The organism is Pseudomonas sp. PDM32, from assembly GCF_019219225.1.
Lineage (GTDB): Bacteria > Pseudomonadota > Gammaproteobacteria > Pseudomonadales > Pseudomonadaceae > Aquipseudomonas > Aquipseudomonas laurylsulfatiphila.
On record NZ_JAHUWE010000013.1, the window covers coordinates 46,366 to 64,905 of the forward strand.

At 60.5% G+C, this 18,540-nt stretch carries 16 protein-coding genes; 11 read left to right on the top strand and 5 right to left on the bottom strand.

Annotated features, from left to right (window positions below; translation table 11 throughout):
• The first annotated feature begins 122 nt into the window (after window positions 1-122).
• Window positions 123-1,019 (top strand): NAD(P)-dependent oxidoreductase, encoded by an 897-nt coding sequence (locus KW846_RS23090; RefSeq protein ID WP_218485569.1) that lies wholly within the window; start codon window positions 123-125, stop codon window positions 1,017-1,019.
• On the opposite strand, the gene KW846_RS23095 is transcribed toward KW846_RS23090, so the two are convergent.
• Together KW846_RS23095 and KW846_RS23100 are read right to left on the bottom strand one after the other, a co-directional pair.
• Window positions 976-3,192: a bifunctional diguanylate cyclase/phosphodiesterase gene (locus KW846_RS23095; RefSeq protein ID WP_305733739.1), complete on the bottom strand. Its 2,217-nt coding sequence runs from the start codon at window positions 3,190-3,192 to the stop codon at window positions 976-978. The genes KW846_RS23090 and KW846_RS23095 overlap by 44 nt on opposite strands.
• A 146-nt stretch (window positions 3,193-3,338) precedes the next feature.
• Window positions 3,339-3,704: a YkgJ family cysteine cluster protein gene (locus KW846_RS23100; RefSeq protein ID WP_126049750.1), complete on the bottom strand. Its 366-nt coding sequence runs from the start codon at window positions 3,702-3,704 to the stop codon at window positions 3,339-3,341.
• A gap of 268 nt (window positions 3,705-3,972) precedes the next feature.
• Between KW846_RS23100 and KW846_RS23105 the strand changes: the two genes are divergently transcribed.
• Window positions 3,973-5,319 (top strand): MFS transporter, encoded by a 1,347-nt coding sequence (locus KW846_RS23105; protein WP_218485572.1) that lies wholly within the window; start codon window positions 3,973-3,975, stop codon window positions 5,317-5,319.
• A gap of 149 nt (window positions 5,320-5,468) precedes the next feature.
• Here KW846_RS23105 and rapA read toward each other — a convergent pair whose 3' ends face one another.
• Window positions 5,469-8,315, bottom strand: coding sequence for an RNA polymerase-associated protein RapA (gene rapA / locus KW846_RS23110; protein ID WP_218485574.1), 2,847 nt, complete (start codon window positions 8,313-8,315; stop codon window positions 5,469-5,471).
• Between the two features lie 218 nt (window positions 8,316-8,533).
• Between rapA and KW846_RS23115 the strand changes: the two genes are divergently transcribed.
• The 3 genes from KW846_RS23115 to ccoM all read left to right on the top strand — a co-directional run bounded on the left by KW846_RS23115 (window position 8,534) and on the right by ccoM (window position 9,393).
• Window positions 8,534-8,875 carry a hypothetical protein gene (locus KW846_RS23115; protein WP_008054180.1) on the top strand — a complete coding sequence of 114 codons (342 nt, stop codon included), beginning with the start codon at window positions 8,534-8,536 and terminating at the stop codon, window positions 8,873-8,875.
• A gap of 100 nt (window positions 8,876-8,975) precedes the next feature.
• Complete coding sequence (locus KW846_RS23120) at window positions 8,976-9,137, top strand: hypothetical protein (protein ID WP_086776977.1); 162 nt, start codon at window positions 8,976-8,978, stop codon at window positions 9,135-9,137.
• Window positions 9,138-9,282: 145 nt separating this feature from the next.
• Entirely contained in the window at window positions 9,283-9,393 is a 111-nt protein-coding gene (gene ccoM, locus KW846_RS30260; RefSeq protein ID WP_007976669.1) for a cytochrome c oxidase subunit CcoM, read from the top strand.
• 241 nt (window positions 9,394-9,634) lie between these two features.
• On the opposite strand, the gene KW846_RS23125 is transcribed toward ccoM, so the two are convergent.
• Together KW846_RS23125 and KW846_RS23130 are read right to left on the bottom strand one after the other, a co-directional pair.
• Window positions 9,635-11,110, bottom strand: a complete 1,476-nt coding sequence (locus tag KW846_RS23125; protein ID WP_218485576.1) for an inorganic phosphate transporter — start codon at window positions 11,108-11,110, stop codon at window positions 9,635-9,637.
• Between the two features lie 376 nt (window positions 11,111-11,486).
• Window positions 11,487-11,687, bottom strand: coding sequence for a hypothetical protein (locus KW846_RS23130; RefSeq protein WP_007976673.1), 201 nt, complete (start codon window positions 11,685-11,687; stop codon window positions 11,487-11,489).
• Window positions 11,688-12,374: 687 nt separating this feature from the next.
• Here KW846_RS23130 and pcaR point away from each other — a divergent pair.
• The 6 genes from pcaR to pcaH all read left to right on the top strand — a co-directional run bounded on the left by pcaR (window position 12,375) and on the right by pcaH (window position 18,540).
• Complete coding sequence (gene pcaR / locus KW846_RS23135; RefSeq protein ID WP_095965104.1) at window positions 12,375-13,217, top strand: pca regulon transcriptional regulator PcaR; 843 nt, start codon at window positions 12,375-12,377, stop codon at window positions 13,215-13,217.
• A 123-nt stretch (window positions 13,218-13,340) separates the two neighbouring features.
• Window positions 13,341-14,687 (top strand): MFS transporter, encoded by a 1,347-nt coding sequence (locus KW846_RS23140; protein WP_218485578.1) that lies wholly within the window; start codon window positions 13,341-13,343, stop codon window positions 14,685-14,687.
• A gap of 272 nt (window positions 14,688-14,959) precedes the next feature.
• Window positions 14,960-15,817, top strand: coding sequence for a CoA transferase subunit A (locus tag KW846_RS23145; protein ID WP_007976681.1), 858 nt, complete (start codon window positions 14,960-14,962; stop codon window positions 15,815-15,817).
• The gene (locus KW846_RS23150; protein WP_218485579.1) at window positions 15,817-16,596 is read left to right on the top strand and encodes a CoA-transferase subunit beta; all 780 of its coding nucleotides are present in this window, start codon (window positions 15,817-15,819) and stop codon (window positions 16,594-16,596) included. Before KW846_RS23145 ends, KW846_RS23150 begins: the two co-directional genes overlap by 1 nt.
• Window positions 16,593-17,798, top strand: a complete 1,206-nt coding sequence (gene pcaF / locus KW846_RS23155) for a 3-oxoadipyl-CoA thiolase (RefSeq protein ID WP_218485581.1) — start codon at window positions 16,593-16,595, stop codon at window positions 17,796-17,798. The genes KW846_RS23150 and pcaF overlap by 4 nt, the downstream gene beginning before the upstream one ends.
• A 37-nt stretch (window positions 17,799-17,835) precedes the next feature.
• Window positions 17,836-18,540: a protocatechuate 3,4-dioxygenase subunit beta gene (gene pcaH, locus KW846_RS23160; RefSeq protein ID WP_007976686.1), complete on the top strand. Its 705-nt coding sequence runs from the start codon at window positions 17,836-17,838 to the stop codon at window positions 18,538-18,540.

The following is an 18,540-nucleotide window of genomic DNA, read 5'->3' on the forward strand; positions in this document are numbered from 1 at the left end:
TTTTTCAGCGCGCACCTGGACCATGCCTTGGTCTTTGGCCTGAGCATTGCTCGGGGGGAATCCTTTCCCAAGTCATGATGAATCGGCCAGTATTTGGCGATCTTTAATCAAAAGGAGGCTAAATGATGTCAACACTACCTTCGCTGGGGTTTGCCGGGATCGGCCTGATGGGGTTGCCGATGTGCCGGCGACTGCTGGCCGCGGGGTATCCGCTGGCGGTATGGAATCGCAATCCGGACAAGTGCAAACCACTGGTCGAGGCTGGCGCACGCCTGGTCGCCAGCCCGGCCGAACTGTGCCAGCACGCTGACGTGGTGATGTTGTGCCTGGCGGATACGGCGGTCGTGCGCGAGGTAGTGTTTGGTCCGGCGGGCATTGTCGAGGGGGCAAGAAAAGGCCAGCTGCTGGTGGACTTTTCCAGCCTGGAGCCTAACGCCACGCGGGAGATGGCCGCAGACCTCGCCGGCAGAACCGGCATGGGCTGGCTCGACACGCCGGTGTCCGGTGGTGTGGTCGGTGCAGAAGCCGGAAGCCTGGCGATCATGGTCGGCGGTGACGCACAGGATCTGGAGCGGGTCCGGCCTGTCCTGTTGAGCCTGGGGCAACGTGTGACACACATGGGCGGGATCGGGGCGGGGCAGGTGACCAAGGCGTGCAATCAGATGATCGTTGCCTGCAATGCATTGGTGATCGCCGAAGTGGTCGCGCTGGCGGAGCGTTCCGGGGTTGATGCAAGCCTGATCGCCGAAGCGCTGGCCGGCGGCTTTGCCGATTCCAAGCCCTTGCAGTTCCTGGCCCCGCAGATGGCTGAAAACCGTTTCGAACCGGTCAAGTGGCACGTGCGCACCTTGCTCAAGGATCTGGATGCCGCGGTGAAGTTTTCCCGTGAGCAGGGCTCGTCGACACCGATCAGCGGTCTGGCCGCGCAATTGATGCGCCTGCACGGGAGTCAGGGTTTCCTTGAAAAGGACCCGTCTACATTAGTGCAGATGTACCGTGAGCCAGACTCAGCGCCGTGACCGTGTAGGTGTGCTTGCGCTGGTTGATTTCGTTCAGCACCGGGAGTAACTCGGTCAGTGGCACTGGCCGACTGAGCAAATAGCCCTGGACGAAGTCACAGCCATGCTCTTCAAGGAACTGGTATTGCTCGAAGGTCTCGACCCCTTCGGTGACCACTTGCAGTTGCAGGGTATGGGCCATGACGATAATGGCCTGGACAATTTCCATGTCCTGGGTTGCCTTGGGAATGTCCTGGATGAACGAGCGATCGATTTTCAGCGTGTTGAGCGGCAAGCGCTTTAGGTAGGCCAGGGATGAATAGCCGGTGCCGAAATCATCGATCGACAGCGATACGCCGAGGGCGCGTATCTGCCGCAGCAACACCAGTGTGTTGGCGATATTGCCCATCAAGGCGTTTTCGGTGACTTCCAGTTCCAGCCGGTGGGGCTCGACACCGGCGGCCCGTAACGCGTACTCGATCTCATCGGCCAGTTCTTCGCGCGCCAGGTTCAGGGGCGAACAGTTCACGGCGATCTTGAGGTCTGCACAGCCTTGGCGCGACAGCTCGCCCAGATCTTCGCAGGCCTTGCGCAGCACCCAGTTGTCCAGTTCGGCGATCAGGCCATTGGCCTCGGCGATGGCGATAAAACGATCCGGCACGAGGAATCCGTGGACCGGGTGTTGCCAGCGGATCAAGGCTTCGAGCTTGCTGACCTGACCGGTCTTGAGGTCATAGATCGGCTGGTAATAGAGCATCAGGCCGGTGTCTTCACGCAGGGCGTGGCGCAACTCTTCTTCCAGTTGCAGCTCAAGCGTGGCGCGGGTTTTCAGGTTGGCGCTGAAAAAATTCAACCCGTTGCGGCCGCTACCCTTGGACTGATACAGCGCGAGGTCGGCGTTCTTCAACAGTTCCTCACAGGTCTTGCCGTCTTCCGGAAACAGGCTGATACCGATGCTGGTGGTCATCACCATGCGCCTGCCGGCCAGTTCGATGGGCTCCTTCATTTTCAGCATGATGCGTTGGGCCAACTGTCGCGCTTCGTCACGATCATGCAGGTCGATGAGCAGGCAGAACTCGTCGCCACCGAAGCGTGCGACCACATCCTCGTGACTGCGAACCGAGCTCTTGATGTGCGCGGCAAGCACTTTGAGCAGTTCGTCTCCGGCGTCGTGGCCAAGGCTGTCGTTGATCCGCTTGAAATGGTCAATGTCCAGGAACAGGACTGCCAGCATCCCGCCTTCGTTGGTTTTCTCGATGAGTTTTTCGGCGAAGATCTGGTTGAACCCGCGACGGTTGATCAGGTTGGTCAGCGCGTCGTAGTGCGCCACCTGCTGCAGCGACATGCGCGCCTGGTCCAGTTGGCTGAGCAGGGAGTTGACCCGCTGCAGGTCGTGGTCCTTGTGTTGCAGTTTCTTGTCCGCCAGTGCCGCGCTGATGCTGCTCCCGATGATCAGCAGGGTCATGACCGTCACGGTCAGCGCCAGTTGCAGATGGCTGTGTTCGCCGGTTTGCACTGGCAGGCTGCCGTTGGGCAACACCAGATTGAAGGCGGCCATGGCCGTGAGGTGCATGCTGAGGATGCCTGCCCCGAGCAGCAGGCTGGCGCAGTATTTGAAAAGCTGATGCAGCATGCCGGCGCCATCGCGCAGATACCAGGCCAGCAACAGGGCTGCCAGCGCGGCACCGATCGCGATCGCGATGGATAGGGCAAACAGGCCCGGATGGTAATAGACCGAAGCGTTGGAGTGCATGGCCCCCATGCCCACGTAATGCATGGTCGCGATACCCAGGCCGATACCGATCGATGACGTGAGGCACTGTCGAAAACTCAGCTCGGGAAGGCTGAGGGTATGCATGGCCAGCCACGCGGCGAGCAGCGCGATGGTTAGGGAGAACACCGTGACAGGCAGTTGGTAGTGAAGGTCGACAGGCGCCTGGAATGCCAGCATCCCGACGAAGTGCATGGCCCAGATACCGCCCGCCAGGCAACCGCTGCCCACCCAGCGCCAGCGCGTTTTGGACGCGGTTTTTTCAGCGTGGGCTACCCGTTCGGCCATGTCCAGTGTCGCGAAACAGCCGACACAGGCGACCAGATAAGCCAGCAGCACCAGAAAAGGGTCATGTGTGCAATTGAGTATGACCTGCCCACTCTCTGGCAGCTCGGTAATGAAATGCAGACCAAGCCACTCCATAGCATGCCCCATCGTTATCCCTCGGGCCGGTGCAAGAGCGCCAGCGAATGTCATGGAGTATAGAGGGCATGGATGGAGCGCAAGCGGTAGTGGCACATTGGTGCCAAATATTTTGACATTAATCTAATAGCGATTGGTGCTATTACTCAGGCGATTTGCTTCTGGGGCGTCTCGAACACTGGTTGCAGGGCCGGCAAGCCGAATGCGGCACGGGCTGCGTCGCAATCGGGATTGGCCTGGCCATCGACCCATGAAGCGTCGAACTCCCGGCAGGTGCTGGAGCGTTTTTCGTAAATCGAGCACTGCACTGTACTGCCCACCTCTCCAACCAGGCTGGTGCAGCGCACGGGTTTGCAGCCGGTGCCGATCATCGCGACCCGGCTGGGGCTGATCTGCTCGACGAGCTCATCGGGTACCGTCCCCCCGGACGAGGCGCACTCACCCCAGAAAAATGACACGCGAAAATGAGAACAGCAGGCACCGCAATTCAGACACGGACTGGCTTCGGACATGGGCGATTATCGTAAGGAGGAGTGGAGACACAGGGGGGAATCAAGGCCGCTATTCTAGGCTTCGGCAACGGCTTGGGAAGGGGGGACGAGAGGTATTTTTCATCGGCCGGACGAGCTGCGAAATACCCGTCCTGCGAAAGCTCCCACAGGTTGTGCACCATGGGCAGGTATCAGCCTGGCGAATAATGAAAGACAGGTGTGGCCGGCCTGTCTAGATTGCAAAGTCCGGGGGCAGTGACGCCCCAAAAACAATAAAAGAGACGGACCCATGCAGAACTCGACCCAAGCGGCCAATGCCTGGCGCATCCTGTTCCTGTTGTTCCTGGCCAACCTGTTCAATTTTTTCGACCGCACCATCCCGGCCATCATCATCGAGCCCATTCGCATGGAGTGGCACCTCAGTGATTTCCAGTTGGGGATCATCGGTACGGCATTCACCATCGTCTACGCCATTGCCGGCTTGCCGCTGGGGCGCATGGCCGATACTGGCTCGCGCAGCAAGCTGATGGGCTGGGGACTCGCGGTGTGGAGCGCGTTGACGGCCGTCAACGGCATGGTGGGCAGTTTCTGGAGCTTCCTGATCGTGCGCATGGGCGTCGGCATCGGCGAGGCCAGTTACGCGCCAGCCGCCAACTCGCTGATCGGCGACTTGTTTCCGGCGCACCGCCGGGCACGGGCCATGGGCATCTTCATGCTAGGGCTGCCGTTGGGGCTGTTGCTGGCGTTCTTCACCATCGGTGCGATGGTCAAGGCCTTCGATAGCTGGCGCGCGCCGTTCTTTATCGCGGCGGTGCCCGGGTTGATCCTGGCGATCTTCATGTTTTTCATCAGGGAACCGAAACGCGGCGCCGCCGAGAGCGTTCAGGTGTCGCAGGCAAAGATCGATCGACCGATCCGACGGGTACTGGCCGTACCAACCTTCCTGTGGCTGGTGATGGCGGGCCTCTGTTTCAACTTCGCCACCTATGCCTGCAATTCGTTTCTGGTGCCAATGCTGCAACGCTACTTCCTCATGCCGTTGCAGGAAGCCGCAGTGGCGACCGGGGTTATTGTCGGTGTGACCGGTTTGGTCGGCCTGACCCTCGGTGGCTGGATCGCCGACAAGATTCACCAACGGGTCGCCAACGGGCGGCTATTGTTTGCCGCCTTCAGCCTGGTGATTTCGACGATCTGCACCGCGTGGGCGCTGCATTCCGGGCGAATCGAGATCGGTGTGTTCGTCGCCGTATTCAGTGTCGGCTGGCTGTTCGCCTACAACTTCTATACCTGCGTTTACACGGCGATTCAGGACGTGGTCGAGCCGCGCTTGCGGGCGACGGCCATGGCGCTGTTCTTTGCCGGGCTGTACCTGTTGGGCGGTGGCCTGGGGCCGGTGGTGGTCGGAGCCTTGTCCGATCACTTCGCCCACACGGCGATGCTCGCCGCCGGCGCCGAGCAGATGACCGAAGCGTTCAAGGCGGTTGGCCTGCATGACGCGATGTACCTGATTCCGGTGGCGCTGTTGCTTACCGTGGTGTTTCTGTTCCTGGCTTCACGGTGTTTTGTGCGCGATGCCAAGCGGATGAAGGAGGGGTTGGTGGCGGTTGATCCGCAGATAGAGGCGGTGACGGCATAAGGTGTAAAGATCAAAAGATCGCAGCCTTCGGCAGCTCCTACAGAGGATTAGCGTAGGAGCTGCCGAAGGCTGCGATCTCTTGATTTTGATCCAAAAAAGAAGGCCCGCATCACTGCGGGCCTTCATTTTATAGCGGTGGAGGAGGGTTGTTAACCCGCCACCAACACCCGAATCGCTTCCAGTCGCAACGCAGCCTTGTCGAGCATGGCCAGGCCTTGCTCGCGTTGTTTGCGCAGAGCCACCAGTTCGCTGTCGCGCACGGTCGGGTTGACCGCTTGCAAGGCGGTCAGGCGCGCCAGTTCTTCGTCGGTATCGGCGGCCAGGCGACGTTGCGCCTCGGCGACACGTTCAGTGTGGCGTGGCAGGATCTTCGCTTCACCGGCGTTGATCCGTGGCGTCAACTGGTCGCGCTGGGCCTGGATGAACTTGTTGGCGCTGGCGCGCGGCACGCTTTCGAGTTGATCGTTCAGGGTTTCGAACGACACTCGGGCCGACAGGTCGTTGCCATTGGTATCGAGCAGGCAGCGCAGGGCAGCCGGCGGCAGGTAGCGGCCCAGTTGCAGCGAGCGCGGGGCAACCACTTCGCTGACGTACAGCAGTTCCAGCAACACGGTGCCCGGCTTCAGCGCCTTGTTCTTGATCAGCGCCACGGCGGTGTTGCCCATGGAGCCGGACAGCACCAGATCCATGCCACCCTGCACCATCGGGTGCTCCCAGGTAATGAATTGCATGTCTTCGCGAGACAGCGCCTGGTTGCGGTCGTAAGTAATGGTCACGCCTTCGTCGTCACCCAGCGGGAAGCTGGCGTCGAGCATTTTTTCGCTCGGCTTGAGGATCAGGGCGTTTTCCGAATGGTCTTCGCTGTCGATGCCAAAGGCGTCAAACAGGGTTTCCATGTAGATCGGCAGCGCGAACTGATCGTCCTGCTCAAGGATATCTTCCACCAGTGCATCGCCTTCGCCCGCACCACCGGAGTTCAGCTCCAGCAAGCGGTCACGGCCGGTGTGCAGCTCGGCTTCCAGGCGCTCACGCTCGGTGCGGGCTTCGTCGATCAGCGCTTGCCACTCGCCATTGTCGGCTTCTTCGAGCAGCGGCAGCAGGCGCGGGCCGAACTGGTGCTGCAAGGCGTTGCCGGTCGGGCAGGTGTTGAGGAATGCGTTCAGCGCTTCGTGGTACCACTGGAACAGGCGCTCTTGCGGGCTGGTTTCCAGATACGGCACGTGCAGTTCGATGATGTGCTTCTGGCCGATCCGGTCCAGTCGACCGATACGTTGTTCCAGCAGGTCCGGGTGGGATGGCAGGTCGAACAGCACCAGGTGATGGGAGAACTGGAAGTTGCGGCCTTCACTGCCGATTTCCGAGCAGATCAGCACTTGCGCGCCAAACTCTTCGTCGGCGAAGTAGGCGGCGGCGCGGTCACGCTCGAGGATGTTCATGCCCTCGTGGAACACCGTGGCCGGGATGCCGGAACGTACGCGCAGGGCGTCTTCCAGGTCCATGGCGGTTTCGGCGTGGGCGCAGATCACCAGCACTTTGGTGCGCTTGAGCATCTTCAGCTGGTCGATCAGCCACTCGACGCGCGGGTCGAATTTCCACCAGCGCTCTTCTTCGCTGGCGTCCGGCTGGGCCTGGAAGCTGACTTCCGGGTACAGCTCGGCGTGGTCGCCCAACGGCAGTTCGAGGTATTCGTCCGGGCACGGCAGCGGGTACGGGTGCAGCTTGCGTTCCGGGAAGCCTTGCACGGCGGCGCGGGTGTTGCGGAACAGAACGCGGCCGGTGCCGTGACGGTCGAGCAATTCGCGCACCAGGCGCGCGCTGGCTTCGGTGTCGCCATCGTTGACGGCGGCCAACAGGGCTTCGCCTTCATTGCCGAGGAAACCGTGGATGGTCTTGTGGGCTTGCGGCGACAGGCGTCCCTGATCCAGCAACTCCTGAACGGCTTCAGCCACCGGGCGATAGTTTTCGCTCTCGGCGCGGAAAGCTTGCAAGTCATGGAAACGGTTCGGGTCGAGCAGGCGCAGACGGGCGAAGTGGCTGTCCTGGCCCAGTTGTTCCGGGGTGGCGGTCAACAGCAGTACGCCGGGGATGGTTTCGGCGAGTTGCTCAACCAGCGAGTATTCAGGGCTGACCTGATCTTCGTGCCACACCAGGTGGTGAGCCTCGTCGACCACCAGTAAGTCCCAGCCTGCCGCGAACAGCGCATCCTGGGCTTTCTCGTCGTCCACCAGCCACTCAAGCGCGACCAGCGCGAGTTGGGTGTCTTCGAACGGGTTGCTGGCATCGCTTTCGATGAAGCGCTCTTCGTCGAACAGCGCGACCTGCAGATTGAAGCGGCGACGCATCTCGACCAGCCACTGGTGCTGCAGGTTCTCCGGAACCAGGATCAGCACACGGCTAGCGCGGCCCGAAAGCAACTGGCGATGGATCACCAGGCCGGCTTCGATGGTTTTACCCAGGCCCACTTCGTCGGCCAGCAGAACCCGCGGCGCGATACGGTCGGCGACTTCGCGGGCAATGTGCAACTGGTGCGCGATCGGTTGCGCACGCACGCCGCCCAGGCCCCAGAGAGAGGACTGCAACTGGCGACTGGTGTGTTCCAGTGTGTGATAACGCAGGGAGAACCAGGCCAGCGGGTCGATCTGGCCGGCGAACAGACGGTCGCTGGCCAGGCGGAACTGGATGAAGTTCGACAGTTGGGTTTCCGGCAGGGTGACCACTTCGTTCTGCCCGTTGAGGCCGTGGTAAACCAGCAGGCCATCAATGTCATCGACTTCACGGACGGTCAGCTTCCAGCCTTCGAAGTGAGTGATGGAGTCACCCGGCGAAAACCGCACGCGGGTCAGAGGCGCATTCCGTAGCGCGTACTGGCGGGTGTCGCCAGTGGCCGGGTAGAGCACGGTCAACAAGCGGCCGTCCTGTGCCAGAACGGTGCCTAAACCCAGCTCGGCTTCGCTGTCACTGATCCAGCGTTGCCCCGGTTGATACTGCTGCGCCATGCTGCCTGACTCCCACCTTGAAAAAGCCGGCTATCTTAACGGAATGAGGGCTTCAGGGCCAAAGGACTCTCAGAAAAACTCACAGTCAAACGTTAGCCCACCTGTGCATGACGCGCCGCTCAGTGCACTAATGAGTGCCAATTGGGTCACAGTTTGCGACCGATGGCTCAAGTCGCCATCCCCGCAGCCGAAACCTTGCTGACAGGAGACTGAAAACCATGCTGCCACCGATGCTCCCCTTGAGTGCCGTGCCGATCACTTCACAGACTGATCCGATCCGTCAGCGTCCGGATATTCCACCGGTGGTGCCGGTGCAGGAAAGCTCCAGTGAAAGCACCATCGATCTGCAAAAGCGCAATCCTGAAGAGGACGGGCTGGTGCTGCGCGAGGAACAGCGCCGCAGGCAGGAACAGGAGCGGCGCCGCCACGAGGCTGATAATGATCCTGAGGCGCACCTGGCAATTCCCGGGGATGAACTCAATGCCGACAACACCGTGCCGGTGGCGCCGCTGATGGAGGATCAGCCGCGGCAGGGGCTGTGGGTCGACATCGAGATTTGAGCACGCGGCTGGTCAGCGCGGCCGTCAGGCCGCATTATTGGCGCAGGGTTGCCGAACGCTACGGCGGCTGAAACTCATTTCAAGCGATGCACAGACTGCCATGAGCCAAGACGACAAACTGATTGACCTCAACGCGGAACGCGCCAAGCGTGTTCATGACCTCAATGACAAACGGCTCAATGAAGTTCGCCAGGCGTTCGAACAAGCCATGCCGTTGGGCAAGGTGAAGAAAAAGCCGAAAAACAAACCGAAAAAACGCTGACCCTCCCCCCGCATTCATTGATGCGGGTCAAACTTTTCCCTTCCTCTTGCCCAGTCTCGGGCGACATTGATCCCGGTCAATATTCTCTCCTGCCCGTTTGGTTAACTTAATCCTATCGCAACAGGGCAAGTGCAGGAGACGCGTCATGTTTTTCGACAACGTGGTGATCGCCGGAGTGCTGACTGTCAGCCTCATGTTTGTGTTTTTTGCAGGGTTCGGACTTTTTATCTGGAAGGATTCGCACAAGCGGAAGTAACCGTAGTTCTTTCTGGATGTAATGAGCACGCAAGGCATTTTGGGCAACTTCGGTTGCCCTTTTTTTTGCCCGCAGATTTGTACGACATTCCCTGTAGGAGCTGCCGCAGGCTGCGATCTTTTGATCTTGCTTCTAAAAAACAAAATCAAAAGATCGCAGCCTGCGGCAGCTCCTACAGGGGGGGCGGTAATAAAAAAGGCGCGTTCCTTGCGGAGCGCGCCTTTTTTGGTTTGGCTGCCAGTCAGCTGCCAAGCGCCTTCGAAGCGAGCCAGAACAACCCGGCCGACAGGGCCACGGTGGCTGGCAGGGTCAATACCCAGGCCAGCAGGATGGTTCTGACGGTGCCGCCTTGCAGGCCGCTTTTATTGGCGACCATGGTACCCGCCACGCCCGAGGACAGCACGTGGGTGGTGGAAACCGGCAGGCTGAAGATGTTCGCCATGCCGATCAGGCTGGCGGTGGTGATCTGCGCCGACATGCCTTGAGAGTAAGTCATGCCCTGCTTGCCGATCTTCTCGCCAATGGTCAGTACCACGCGTTTCCAGCCAACCATGGTGCCCAGGCCCAGGGCCAGTGCAACCGCCAGAATCACCCAGAACGGAGCGTATTCAGTGGTAGTGGTCAGGTCCTTGCGCAGTTTGTCCAGGTCAGCCTTTTCACGGGCGCCGAGGGTTGGCAACTTGCTGACTTTCTTCGCCGTGTCGTCCAGGCAAAGCAGGTAACGACGTACTTCGATGCGGCTTTCCGACGGCAGCGAGTGGTAGTCGGCTACACCCTTGAGGGTGGCGAGCAGGGCGGTGATGGTCGGTTCGGTCTGTTGCGGGTTGCAACGGAATTTCTCCGGCAGATCGCCTTCCACGCTCTTGCCCAGGGCCAGGAACTCGCCCAGGGTTTCCGAGTTGCGCTGGTAGAACTGGCTCAGGTGCAACGTGGCGTCGCGGGTACGCTCGATCTGATAGGTCGTGCTGTTCAGGTCGAGGACGAACTGCGCCGGCACGATACCGATCAGGACCAGCATGATCAGGCCGATACCCTTCTGGCCATCGTTGGAACCGTGCACGAAACTCACGGCCATGGCCGAGATCACCAGTACCAGGCGATTCCAGAACGGCGGATGCTTCTTGTCGTCGATCTTGCGGCGCTGTTCCGGTGTCTTGTGCATCTTCGACAGCGGACGCCACCATTTAAGGCCGATCAGGATCAACGCGGCGATCAGGAAACCTGCCATTGGTGAGAACACCAGTGACATGGCGATATCGATCGCCTTTTGCCAGTTCACGCCGTCGGCCAACGGAATATCGTTGATCAGGGCATTGGCCAGGCCGACACCGAGGATCGAACCGATCAGCGTGTGGGAACTGGAAGCGGGAATACCGAAGTACCAGGTGCCCAGGTTCCAGGTAATGGCGGCGGCGAGCAACGAGAACACCATGGCCAGTCCGTGACCGGTGTTCACATTGATCAGCAGTTCTACCGGCAGCAGGTGGACGATGGCATACGCCACGCCGACCCCGCCCAGCAGCACGCCGAGGAAGTTGAACACCCCTGAGAAAAACACCGCCAGGTGAGGCGGCATGGCTTTGGTGTAGATAACGGTGGCCACCGCGTTAGCAGTGTCATGAAAGCCGTTGATGAACTCGAAGGCGAGGACAAAGGCCAGGGCGAGCAAGAGGCTCACAAGCACCCAAGCATCCAGTCCGCTGAATAAATCGATCATGAAGGTTTTCTGACCCGGTCATAAGGGGGCGCGATTATGCCAGAAAAGACTGCTAATCAATGCACTAGCTGCTCATCGGTAACATTCTTCAACGAAATTTTTTGCCGCGGCACCCAAAGCCCAAGGGTTTTGCTGTGTTTTTTAACTTGTTGATTTTGCTTGAAAAGATCGCCGCAGCAAGGGATTCGCACCGCTGAAGGATGGGGTCGAATGCCTGTAAGAAATATCTGAGAAATACGTCAGATATCAAAATCTGCCTTCATCCGGGGAGGGCAGTGGCCGCAGCCCGCTCGTAGCGGGCGCGCAAGGCGACCTCCCTACATCCCGCTTTTAACAGGTGCAGAGCCAGATCCTTGTAAGGTTCAGGCCGAAGCAGTCATGGCTCTTCGGCTTTGAGTTCCTTTTCCATCTTTTCAAGTTCTTGCTGGAAAACCTGATCCTGAACGGTGGCGCGTTTACGCCAGGGTTTACGTTCCGGTTCGGGTTGAGCGGCGTAAGTGGTGACTTCTCCGCCGTAAACTTCCTTGTAGCGTTGTTCCTGGCGCTCTAGTTCCGCGCGCAGTTCGTCTTTCGTCACAGTGCTACCTGATTGAGTTGGGATAAATTCTGGTGAAAACGCGCTGCATCAAATCGATTGATCACGTCCGCCGAATGGGCAATGCCCGTCAAGGCATCGTTTTGGCAACAACCGGGATCAATACTTCCATGTCACAGGCGGCCACGGCACCAGAGATAAACAGCTGACGTAGCTTCAGTTTCCTGTTTCAGCAAGCGCACTGGCAAGGCAGTGCAATGCAGATCTGGCGCTTGCAACGGGCAACGGAGATGGAACATCGCATTGCCGGGTAGCAGGTCCGGCAAGTAAAAAAACCGGAGTGCTACTGAATTGTATTATAGCGGCCTATTTGAAGAACACTATCTCCAAAGAGTTAAAAGCCGGTCTTGGGGGCGCAGTTTTGTTGTGCGGAATTTTACGTTCTACTAGAACGCCGACTGATCCTGATTGCTGCGATGCCTTTCTGACGCCATTAAGTCGAACAAGTTACCGTATTTAGAATGTCTCATTAATTCCTGGGTCGATCGGCTGTAAACGAGTTGGTGATCCAGCGAAAAACCGGACATCAGCGGACGGGCTGATTGGCACGACTGATTGCGATTATCGGTCGATCGTTCGATAATCGCCCGGAGTTGACGGGCCGGGCTTGAGTGCCAGGCGGTAGCCCTTTGTAATAGTCGCTGATCCGAGTGGGTAAAAGGACCTTGTATGAACGATCAAATGCGCAATTCCTTCGCTTCAGTGGCTCCCCCCATCGTTGCCTCGCCGGCCAAACGGATCCAGGCACTGACCGGCGACCCGGATTTCATGACGTCCCTGGCCCGTGGCCTGGCTGTGGTGCAAGCATTCCAGGAACGCAAACGGCACCTGACCATCGCCCAGATCAGCCACCGCACGGAAATTCCCCGCGCCGCCGTGCGCCGTTGCCTGCACACCCTGATCAAACTCGGCTACGCCACCACCGATGGCCGCACCTATTCGTTGCTGCCCAAAGTGCTGACCCTCGGTCATGCCTATGTGTCATCAACGCCGCTGGCGGTTTCCGCCCAGCCTTACTTGGACCGCATGAGCGAACAGCTGCACGAGGCCTGCAACATGGCCACGCTTGAAGGTGACGACATTCTGTACATCGCCCGCTCCGCGACCACCCAGCGCCTGATTTCGGTGGACCTGTCGGTGGGTGGGCGCCTGCCGGCCTATTGCACGTCGATGGGGCGGATCCTGCTGGCTGCACTGGATGACACGTCGCTGGGCGAATACCTGGAGCACGCCGAACTGCAGGCCAAGACGAGTCGCACGATTCACACCCCTGAGGCATTGCTCGAATGCCTGCAAGAGGTCCGACAGCAAGGCTGGTGCATTGTCGACCAGGAACTTGAGCAGGGACTGCGCTCGATTGCCGTCCCGGTGTACGACGCCTCCGGCCAGGTGGTCGCGGCTCTCAATGTCAGCACCCACGCCGGGCGAGTCAGTCGTAACGAGCTGGAACAGCGCTTCCTGCCTGGCCTGCTGAGTGCCAGCCGCGACCTCAGCACCCAACTGTTCACCTAAGCTGTTCGATAAACGCACAGAGTTACGTTTGGCGAATTGACGCTGTTTCCTGTGGGTCATTAATGTCGCGTCTGCGTCAGCCCCGGCTGGCCCCTTTCGACTGTGATCCACGGAATAAAAATAATGAACCAGCCCCAGTCTGCTGTAGGAAACTGCCTTGACGTGCAGTCCTTCATCAATGCTCAGCCCATTTCGCGCTACCAGTGGCGGGTAGTCATCCTGTGTTTCCTGATTGTCTTTCTCGACGGCCTCGATACCGCGGCCATGGGATTCATTGCGCCGGCTCTGTCGCAGGATTGGGGAATCGATCGCGCCAGCCTCGGCCCGGTGATGAGCGCGGCTCTGATCGGCATGGTCTTTGGTGCACTGGGCTCCGGGCCATTGGCTGACCGCTTTGGGCGAAAAGTCGTACTGGTCGGGGCGGTGTTGTTGTTCGGTGCCTTCAGCCTGGCTTCGGCCTACAGCACCAACGTCGAGCAATTGCTGGTGTTGCGCTTTTTAACCGGGCTGGGCCTGGGCGCCGGCATGCCGAACGCCACGACCCTGCTGTCGGAGTACACCCCGGAGCGCAAGAAGTCCTTGCTGGTGACCAGCATGTTCTGCGGTTTCAACCTCGGCATGGCCGGCGGCGGCTTTATCTCGGCCAAGCTCATTCCGGCCTTTGGCTGGCACAGCCTGTTGCTGATCGGCGGAGTCCTGCCGCTGATCCTCGCCGTCGTATTACTGTTCTGGCTGCCGGAGTCGGCGCGTTACCTGGTGGTGCGTAACCGCGGTACGGACAAGGTACGCAAGACACTGGCGCCGATTGACCCGACGGTGGTGGCCCAGGCGTCCAGCTTCAGCGTGCCGGAACAGAAGACAGTGAAGGCGCGCAATGTGTTTGCGGTGATCTTTTCCGGCACCTACAGCGTCGGCACCTTGCTGCTGTGGCTGACCTACTTCATGGGCCTGGTGATCGTCTACCTGCTGACCAGCTGGCTGCCGACGCTGATGCGCGACAGTGGCGCGAGCATGGAACAGGCCGCCTTCATCGGCGCGCTGTTCCAGTTCGGTGGCGTGTTGAGTGCGGTGGGCGTGGGCTGGGCGATGGACCGGTTCAATCCGCACAAGGTCATCGGCATTTTCTACCTGCTGGCCGGGGTGTTTGCCTACGCGGTGGGGCAGAGCCTGGGCAACATCACAATACTGGCGACGCTGGTGCTGGTGGCGGGGATGTGTGTCAACGGTGCGCAATCGGCGATGCCGTCACTGGCGGCGCGGTTTTACCCGACTCAGGGGCGGGCCACTGGCGTGTCGTGGATGCTCGGGATCGGCCGCTTCGGCGCCATCCTCGGGGCGTGGATGGGCGCGACGCTGCTGGGGCTGGGCTGGAACTTCGAGCAAGTGCTGACGGCACTGGTGATTCCGGCGGCGCTGGCGACTGCGGCCGTGGTGATCAAGGGGTTGGTCAGTCATGCGGATGCGACCTGATTCGGCGTTGAAATAGGGGGGTAGCCAGAAAAGATCGCAGCCTGCGGCAGCTCCTACAGGGGAATTCATGCACCTGTAGGAGCTGCCGCAGGCTGCGATCTTTATGGGGCTGAACAAAAGGATAGCCAAACAACAATGCGTTCGATTATCGAACGGTTAGTCGATTATCGGATTGTTTGGTGTTTTGCACAGGCTTAACCTTCAGTCATTCCGGCGCTGCGCATCGGCGCCTTCTTCCACTGTCGGTTAACAACAAACGGGAGCCTGCCCCAATGGCTGAAATTCTTTCGCTGCACGACGCGGTGAAGCAATTCGTGAACGACGGCGATACTGTCGCGCTCGAAGGCTTCACCCACCTGATCCCGACGGCTGCGGGTCACGAAATCATTCGCCAGGGCAAGAAAGACCTGACCCTGGTGCGGATGACCCCTGACCTGATCTACGACCAGTTGATCGGTGCCGGTTGTGCCCGCAAGCTGATTTTCTCCTGGGGCGGCAACCCGGGTGTCGGCTCCCTGCATCGCCTGCGTGACGCCGTCGAGAAACAGTGGCCGCACCCGCTGGAAATCGAAGAGCACAGCCATGCCGACCTGGCCAATGCCTACGTCGCCGGCGCTTCCGGCCTGCCATTCGCGGTGCTGCGTGCCTACGCCGGTTCCGACCTGCCGAAGGTCAACCCGCTGATCAAGTCCGTTACCTGCCCGTTCACCGGTGAAGTGCTGGCCGCCGTGCCTTCGGTGCGTCCGGACATCACCGTGATCCATGCGCAGAAAGCCGACCGCAAAGGCAACGTGCTGCTCTGGGGCATTCTCGGCGTGCAAAAAGAAGCCGCACTGGCCGCCAAGCGTTGCATCGTCACCGTTGAAGAGATCGTCGACGACCTGAATGCACCGATGAACGCCTGCGTGTTGCCGACCTGGGCCTTGAGCGCGGTTTGCCATGTGCCAGGTGGTGCGCATCCGTCCTACGCCCACGGTTACACCGAACGCGACAACCGCTTCTACCAGGCCTGGGACCCGATTGCCCGCGACCGTGAAACCTTCACCGCGTGGATCAACGAATACATCCACGGCAGCGCTGACTTCAGCGAGTTCCAGGCCAAACTGGCCGCCGCTTCGGAGGCGAAGTAATGACTTACACCACCAATGAAATGATGACCGTCGCCGCCGCTCGCCGCCTGAAGAACGGTTCGGTATGCTTCGTGGGCATCGGCCTGCCATCGAAAGCGGCCAACCTGGCGCGCCTGACGTCTTCGCCTGATGTGGTATTGATCTACGAATCGGGTCCGATCGGTGCCAAGCCGAGCGTATTGCCGCTATCGATCGGTGACGGTGAATTGGCGGAAACCGCCGATACCGTGGTCCCGACCGGCGAGATTTTCCGCTACTGGCTGCAGGGCGGGCGCATCGACGTCGGCTTCCTCGGGGCGGCGCAGGTCGACCGCTTCGGCAACATCAACACCACCGTGGTCGGCAATTACCACGCACCGAAAGTGCGTCTGCCGGGTGCCGGCGGCGCGCCTGAGATTGCCGGTTCCGCCAAGAGCGTGTTGATTATCCTCAAGCAGTCGGCGCGCTCCTTTGTCGACAAACTCGACTTCATTACCTCGGTCGGCCACGGCGAGGGCGGTGATTCGCGCAAGCGTCTCGGCCTGCCAGGCGCTGGTCCGGTCGGCATCATTACAGACCTGTGCATCATGGAGCCGGAAGCGGGCACCCATGAGTTCGTGGTCACTGCACTGCACCCGGGCGTGACCCGCGAGCAAGTGGTCGCCGCCACCGGTTGGGCGATTCGCTTTGCCGACAGCGTTGCAACCACCGCCGAGCCGACCGACGTCGAACTGACCGCGCTGCGCGATCTCGAAGCCCGTACTGCAGCGGCCCACGGCCAAGCCCCCGGAGAAGCGTGATGCGTGACGTTTATATCTGCGACGCGATTCGTACCCCCATCGGCCGTTTCGGCGGCGGTCTGTCGACGGTGCGTGCCGACGACCTGGCCGCCGTGCCGATCAAGGCCTTGATAGAGCGCAACCCGTCGGTGGACTGGAGCGCCGTGGACGAGGTGTTCCTCGGCTGCGCCAACCAGGCTGGCGAAGACAACCGCAACGTTGCGCGCATGGCGCTGCTGTTGGCGGGGCTGCCGGAAACCATTCCCGGCGTGACCCTCAACCGCCTTTGCGCTTCGGGCATGGATGCCATCGGCACCGCGTTCCGCGCCATCGCCAGCGGCGAGATGGAGCTGGCGATTGCCGGCGGCGTCGAGTCGATGTCCCGTGCGCCGTTCGTGATGGGCAAGGCCGACGCGGCGTTCTCGCGCAACATGAAACTCGAAGACACCACCATCGGCTGGCGCTTCATCAACCCGCTGATGAAAGCCCAGTACGGCGTGGATGCAATGCCGCAGACCGCTGACAACGTCGCTGACGACTACAAAGTCTCCCGCGCAGATCAGGACGCCTTTGCCCTGCGCAGCCAGCAGCGCACTGCCGTCGCGCAAGCTGCCGGGTTCTTCGCCGAAGAAATCGTCGAAGTGCGCGTAGCCCATAAAAAGGGTGAAACCGTGGTCAGCCAGGACGAGCACCCTCGCGCCGACACCACCCTGGAAGCTCTGACCAAACTGAAACCGGTCAACGGCCCCGACAAAACCGTCACCGCCGGCAATGCCTCGGGTGTGAACGACGGTGCTGCCGCATTGATCCTGGCCTCGGCCGAAGCCGTGAAGAAACACGGCCTGACCGCTCGCGCCAAAGTGCTGGGCATGGCCAGCGCCGGTGTTGCACCGCGGGTGATGGGCATCGGCCCGGTGCCGGCGGTGCGCAAACTGACCGAGCGCCTCGGCGTGGCAGTCAGCGATTTCGACGTGATCGAACTCAACGAAGCCTTCGCCAGCCAGGGCTTGGCGGTACTGCGTGAACTGGGGATCGCCGACGATGCCGCCCAGGTCAACCCGAACGGTGGCGCGATTGCCCTGGGCCATCCGTTGGGCATGAGTGGTGCGCGTCTGGTGCTGACGGCGTTGCATCAGCTGGAAAAGACCGGTGGCAAGAAAGGTCTGGCGACCATGTGCGTCGGTGTCGGCCAGGGTCTGGCTTTGGCAATCGAACGGGTCTGACACACCCTGTCGGCAAATAAGAACTGAGGAAAGAGTAATGACTGACAAGCCTGGTTACCGTCGCCCGCAGGAGGGTACTCAGCCGGAGTACCTGCACCCGACCTATCAATCCACCAACCTGCGCTCGCCGTCCAAACCGTTGGTGTTTCTGCCCCATTCGTTGTCGGAAATCACCGGGCCAACCGTCGGCGCCGAGCGCGTCAACGAGAAGGACAATGACCTCACCGCTCAGCACGAAGGTCAGCCGCAGGGTGAACGCATCATCATTCACGGCCGCGTGCTGGACGAAAACGGTCTGCCGGTGCCGGGGATTCTGGTGGAGATCTGGCAGGCCAACGCCGCCGGTCGCTATGCCCATGCCCGTGACCTGCACGACGCGCCGCTGGACCCGAACTTCACAGGCACCGGCCGTACCGTGACCGACGCCGATGGCTGGTACCAGTTCCAGACCATCAAGCCTGGTGCGTATCCGTGGGGCAACCACCACAACGCCTGGCGCCCGGCGCACATCCACTTCTCGCTGTTCGGGCCGAGCATCCTGACGCGCCTGGTGACGCAAATGTATTTCCCGGGCGACCCGCTGCTGGCGTACGACCCGATCTACAACTGCGTGCCCGATACCCGCGCCAAAGAGCGCTTGATCGCCTCGTTCGACCTGGAAAAAACCATCCCGTCCTATGCCCTCGGTTATCGCTGGGACATCGTTTTGCGCGGCCGCGACGCCACGCCGATGGAGAAATAA

Bases quoted from the DNA above. Each gene is read 5' to 3' on its own strand.
- KW846_RS23090 (WP_218485569.1), top strand. From the start codon at position 123: ATGATGTCAACACTACCTTCGCTGGGGTTTGCCGGGATCGGCCTGATG.
- KW846_RS23095 (WP_305733739.1), bottom strand. From the start codon at position 3,192: ATGGAGTGGCTTGGTCTGCATTTCATTACCGAGCTGCCAGAGAGTGGG.
- KW846_RS23100 (WP_126049750.1), bottom strand. From the start codon at position 3,704: ATGTCCGAAGCCAGTCCGTGTCTGAATTGCGGTGCCTGCTGTTCTCAT.
- KW846_RS23105 (WP_218485572.1), top strand. From the start codon at position 3,973: ATGCAGAACTCGACCCAAGCGGCCAATGCCTGGCGCATCCTGTTCCTG.
- rapA (WP_218485574.1), bottom strand. From the start codon at position 8,315: ATGGCGCAGCAGTATCAACCGGGGCAACGCTGGATCAGTGACAGCGAA.
- KW846_RS23115 (WP_008054180.1), top strand. From the start codon at position 8,534: ATGCTGCCACCGATGCTCCCCTTGAGTGCCGTGCCGATCACTTCACAG.
- KW846_RS23120 (WP_086776977.1), top strand. From the start codon at position 8,976: ATGAGCCAAGACGACAAACTGATTGACCTCAACGCGGAACGCGCCAAG.
- ccoM (WP_007976669.1), top strand. From the start codon at position 9,283: ATGTTTTTCGACAACGTGGTGATCGCCGGAGTGCTGACTGTCAGCCTC.
- KW846_RS23125 (WP_218485576.1), bottom strand. From the start codon at position 11,110: ATGATCGATTTATTCAGCGGACTGGATGCTTGGGTGCTTGTGAGCCTC.
- pcaR (WP_095965104.1), top strand. From the start codon at position 12,375: ATGAACGATCAAATGCGCAATTCCTTCGCTTCAGTGGCTCCCCCCATC.
- KW846_RS23140 (WP_218485578.1), top strand. From the start codon at position 13,341: ATGAACCAGCCCCAGTCTGCTGTAGGAAACTGCCTTGACGTGCAGTCC.
- KW846_RS23145 (WP_007976681.1), top strand. From the start codon at position 14,960: ATGGCTGAAATTCTTTCGCTGCACGACGCGGTGAAGCAATTCGTGAAC.
- KW846_RS23150 (WP_218485579.1), top strand. From the start codon at position 15,817: ATGACTTACACCACCAATGAAATGATGACCGTCGCCGCCGCTCGCCGC.
- pcaH (WP_007976686.1), top strand. From the start codon at position 17,836: ATGACTGACAAGCCTGGTTACCGTCGCCCGCAGGAGGGTACTCAGCCG.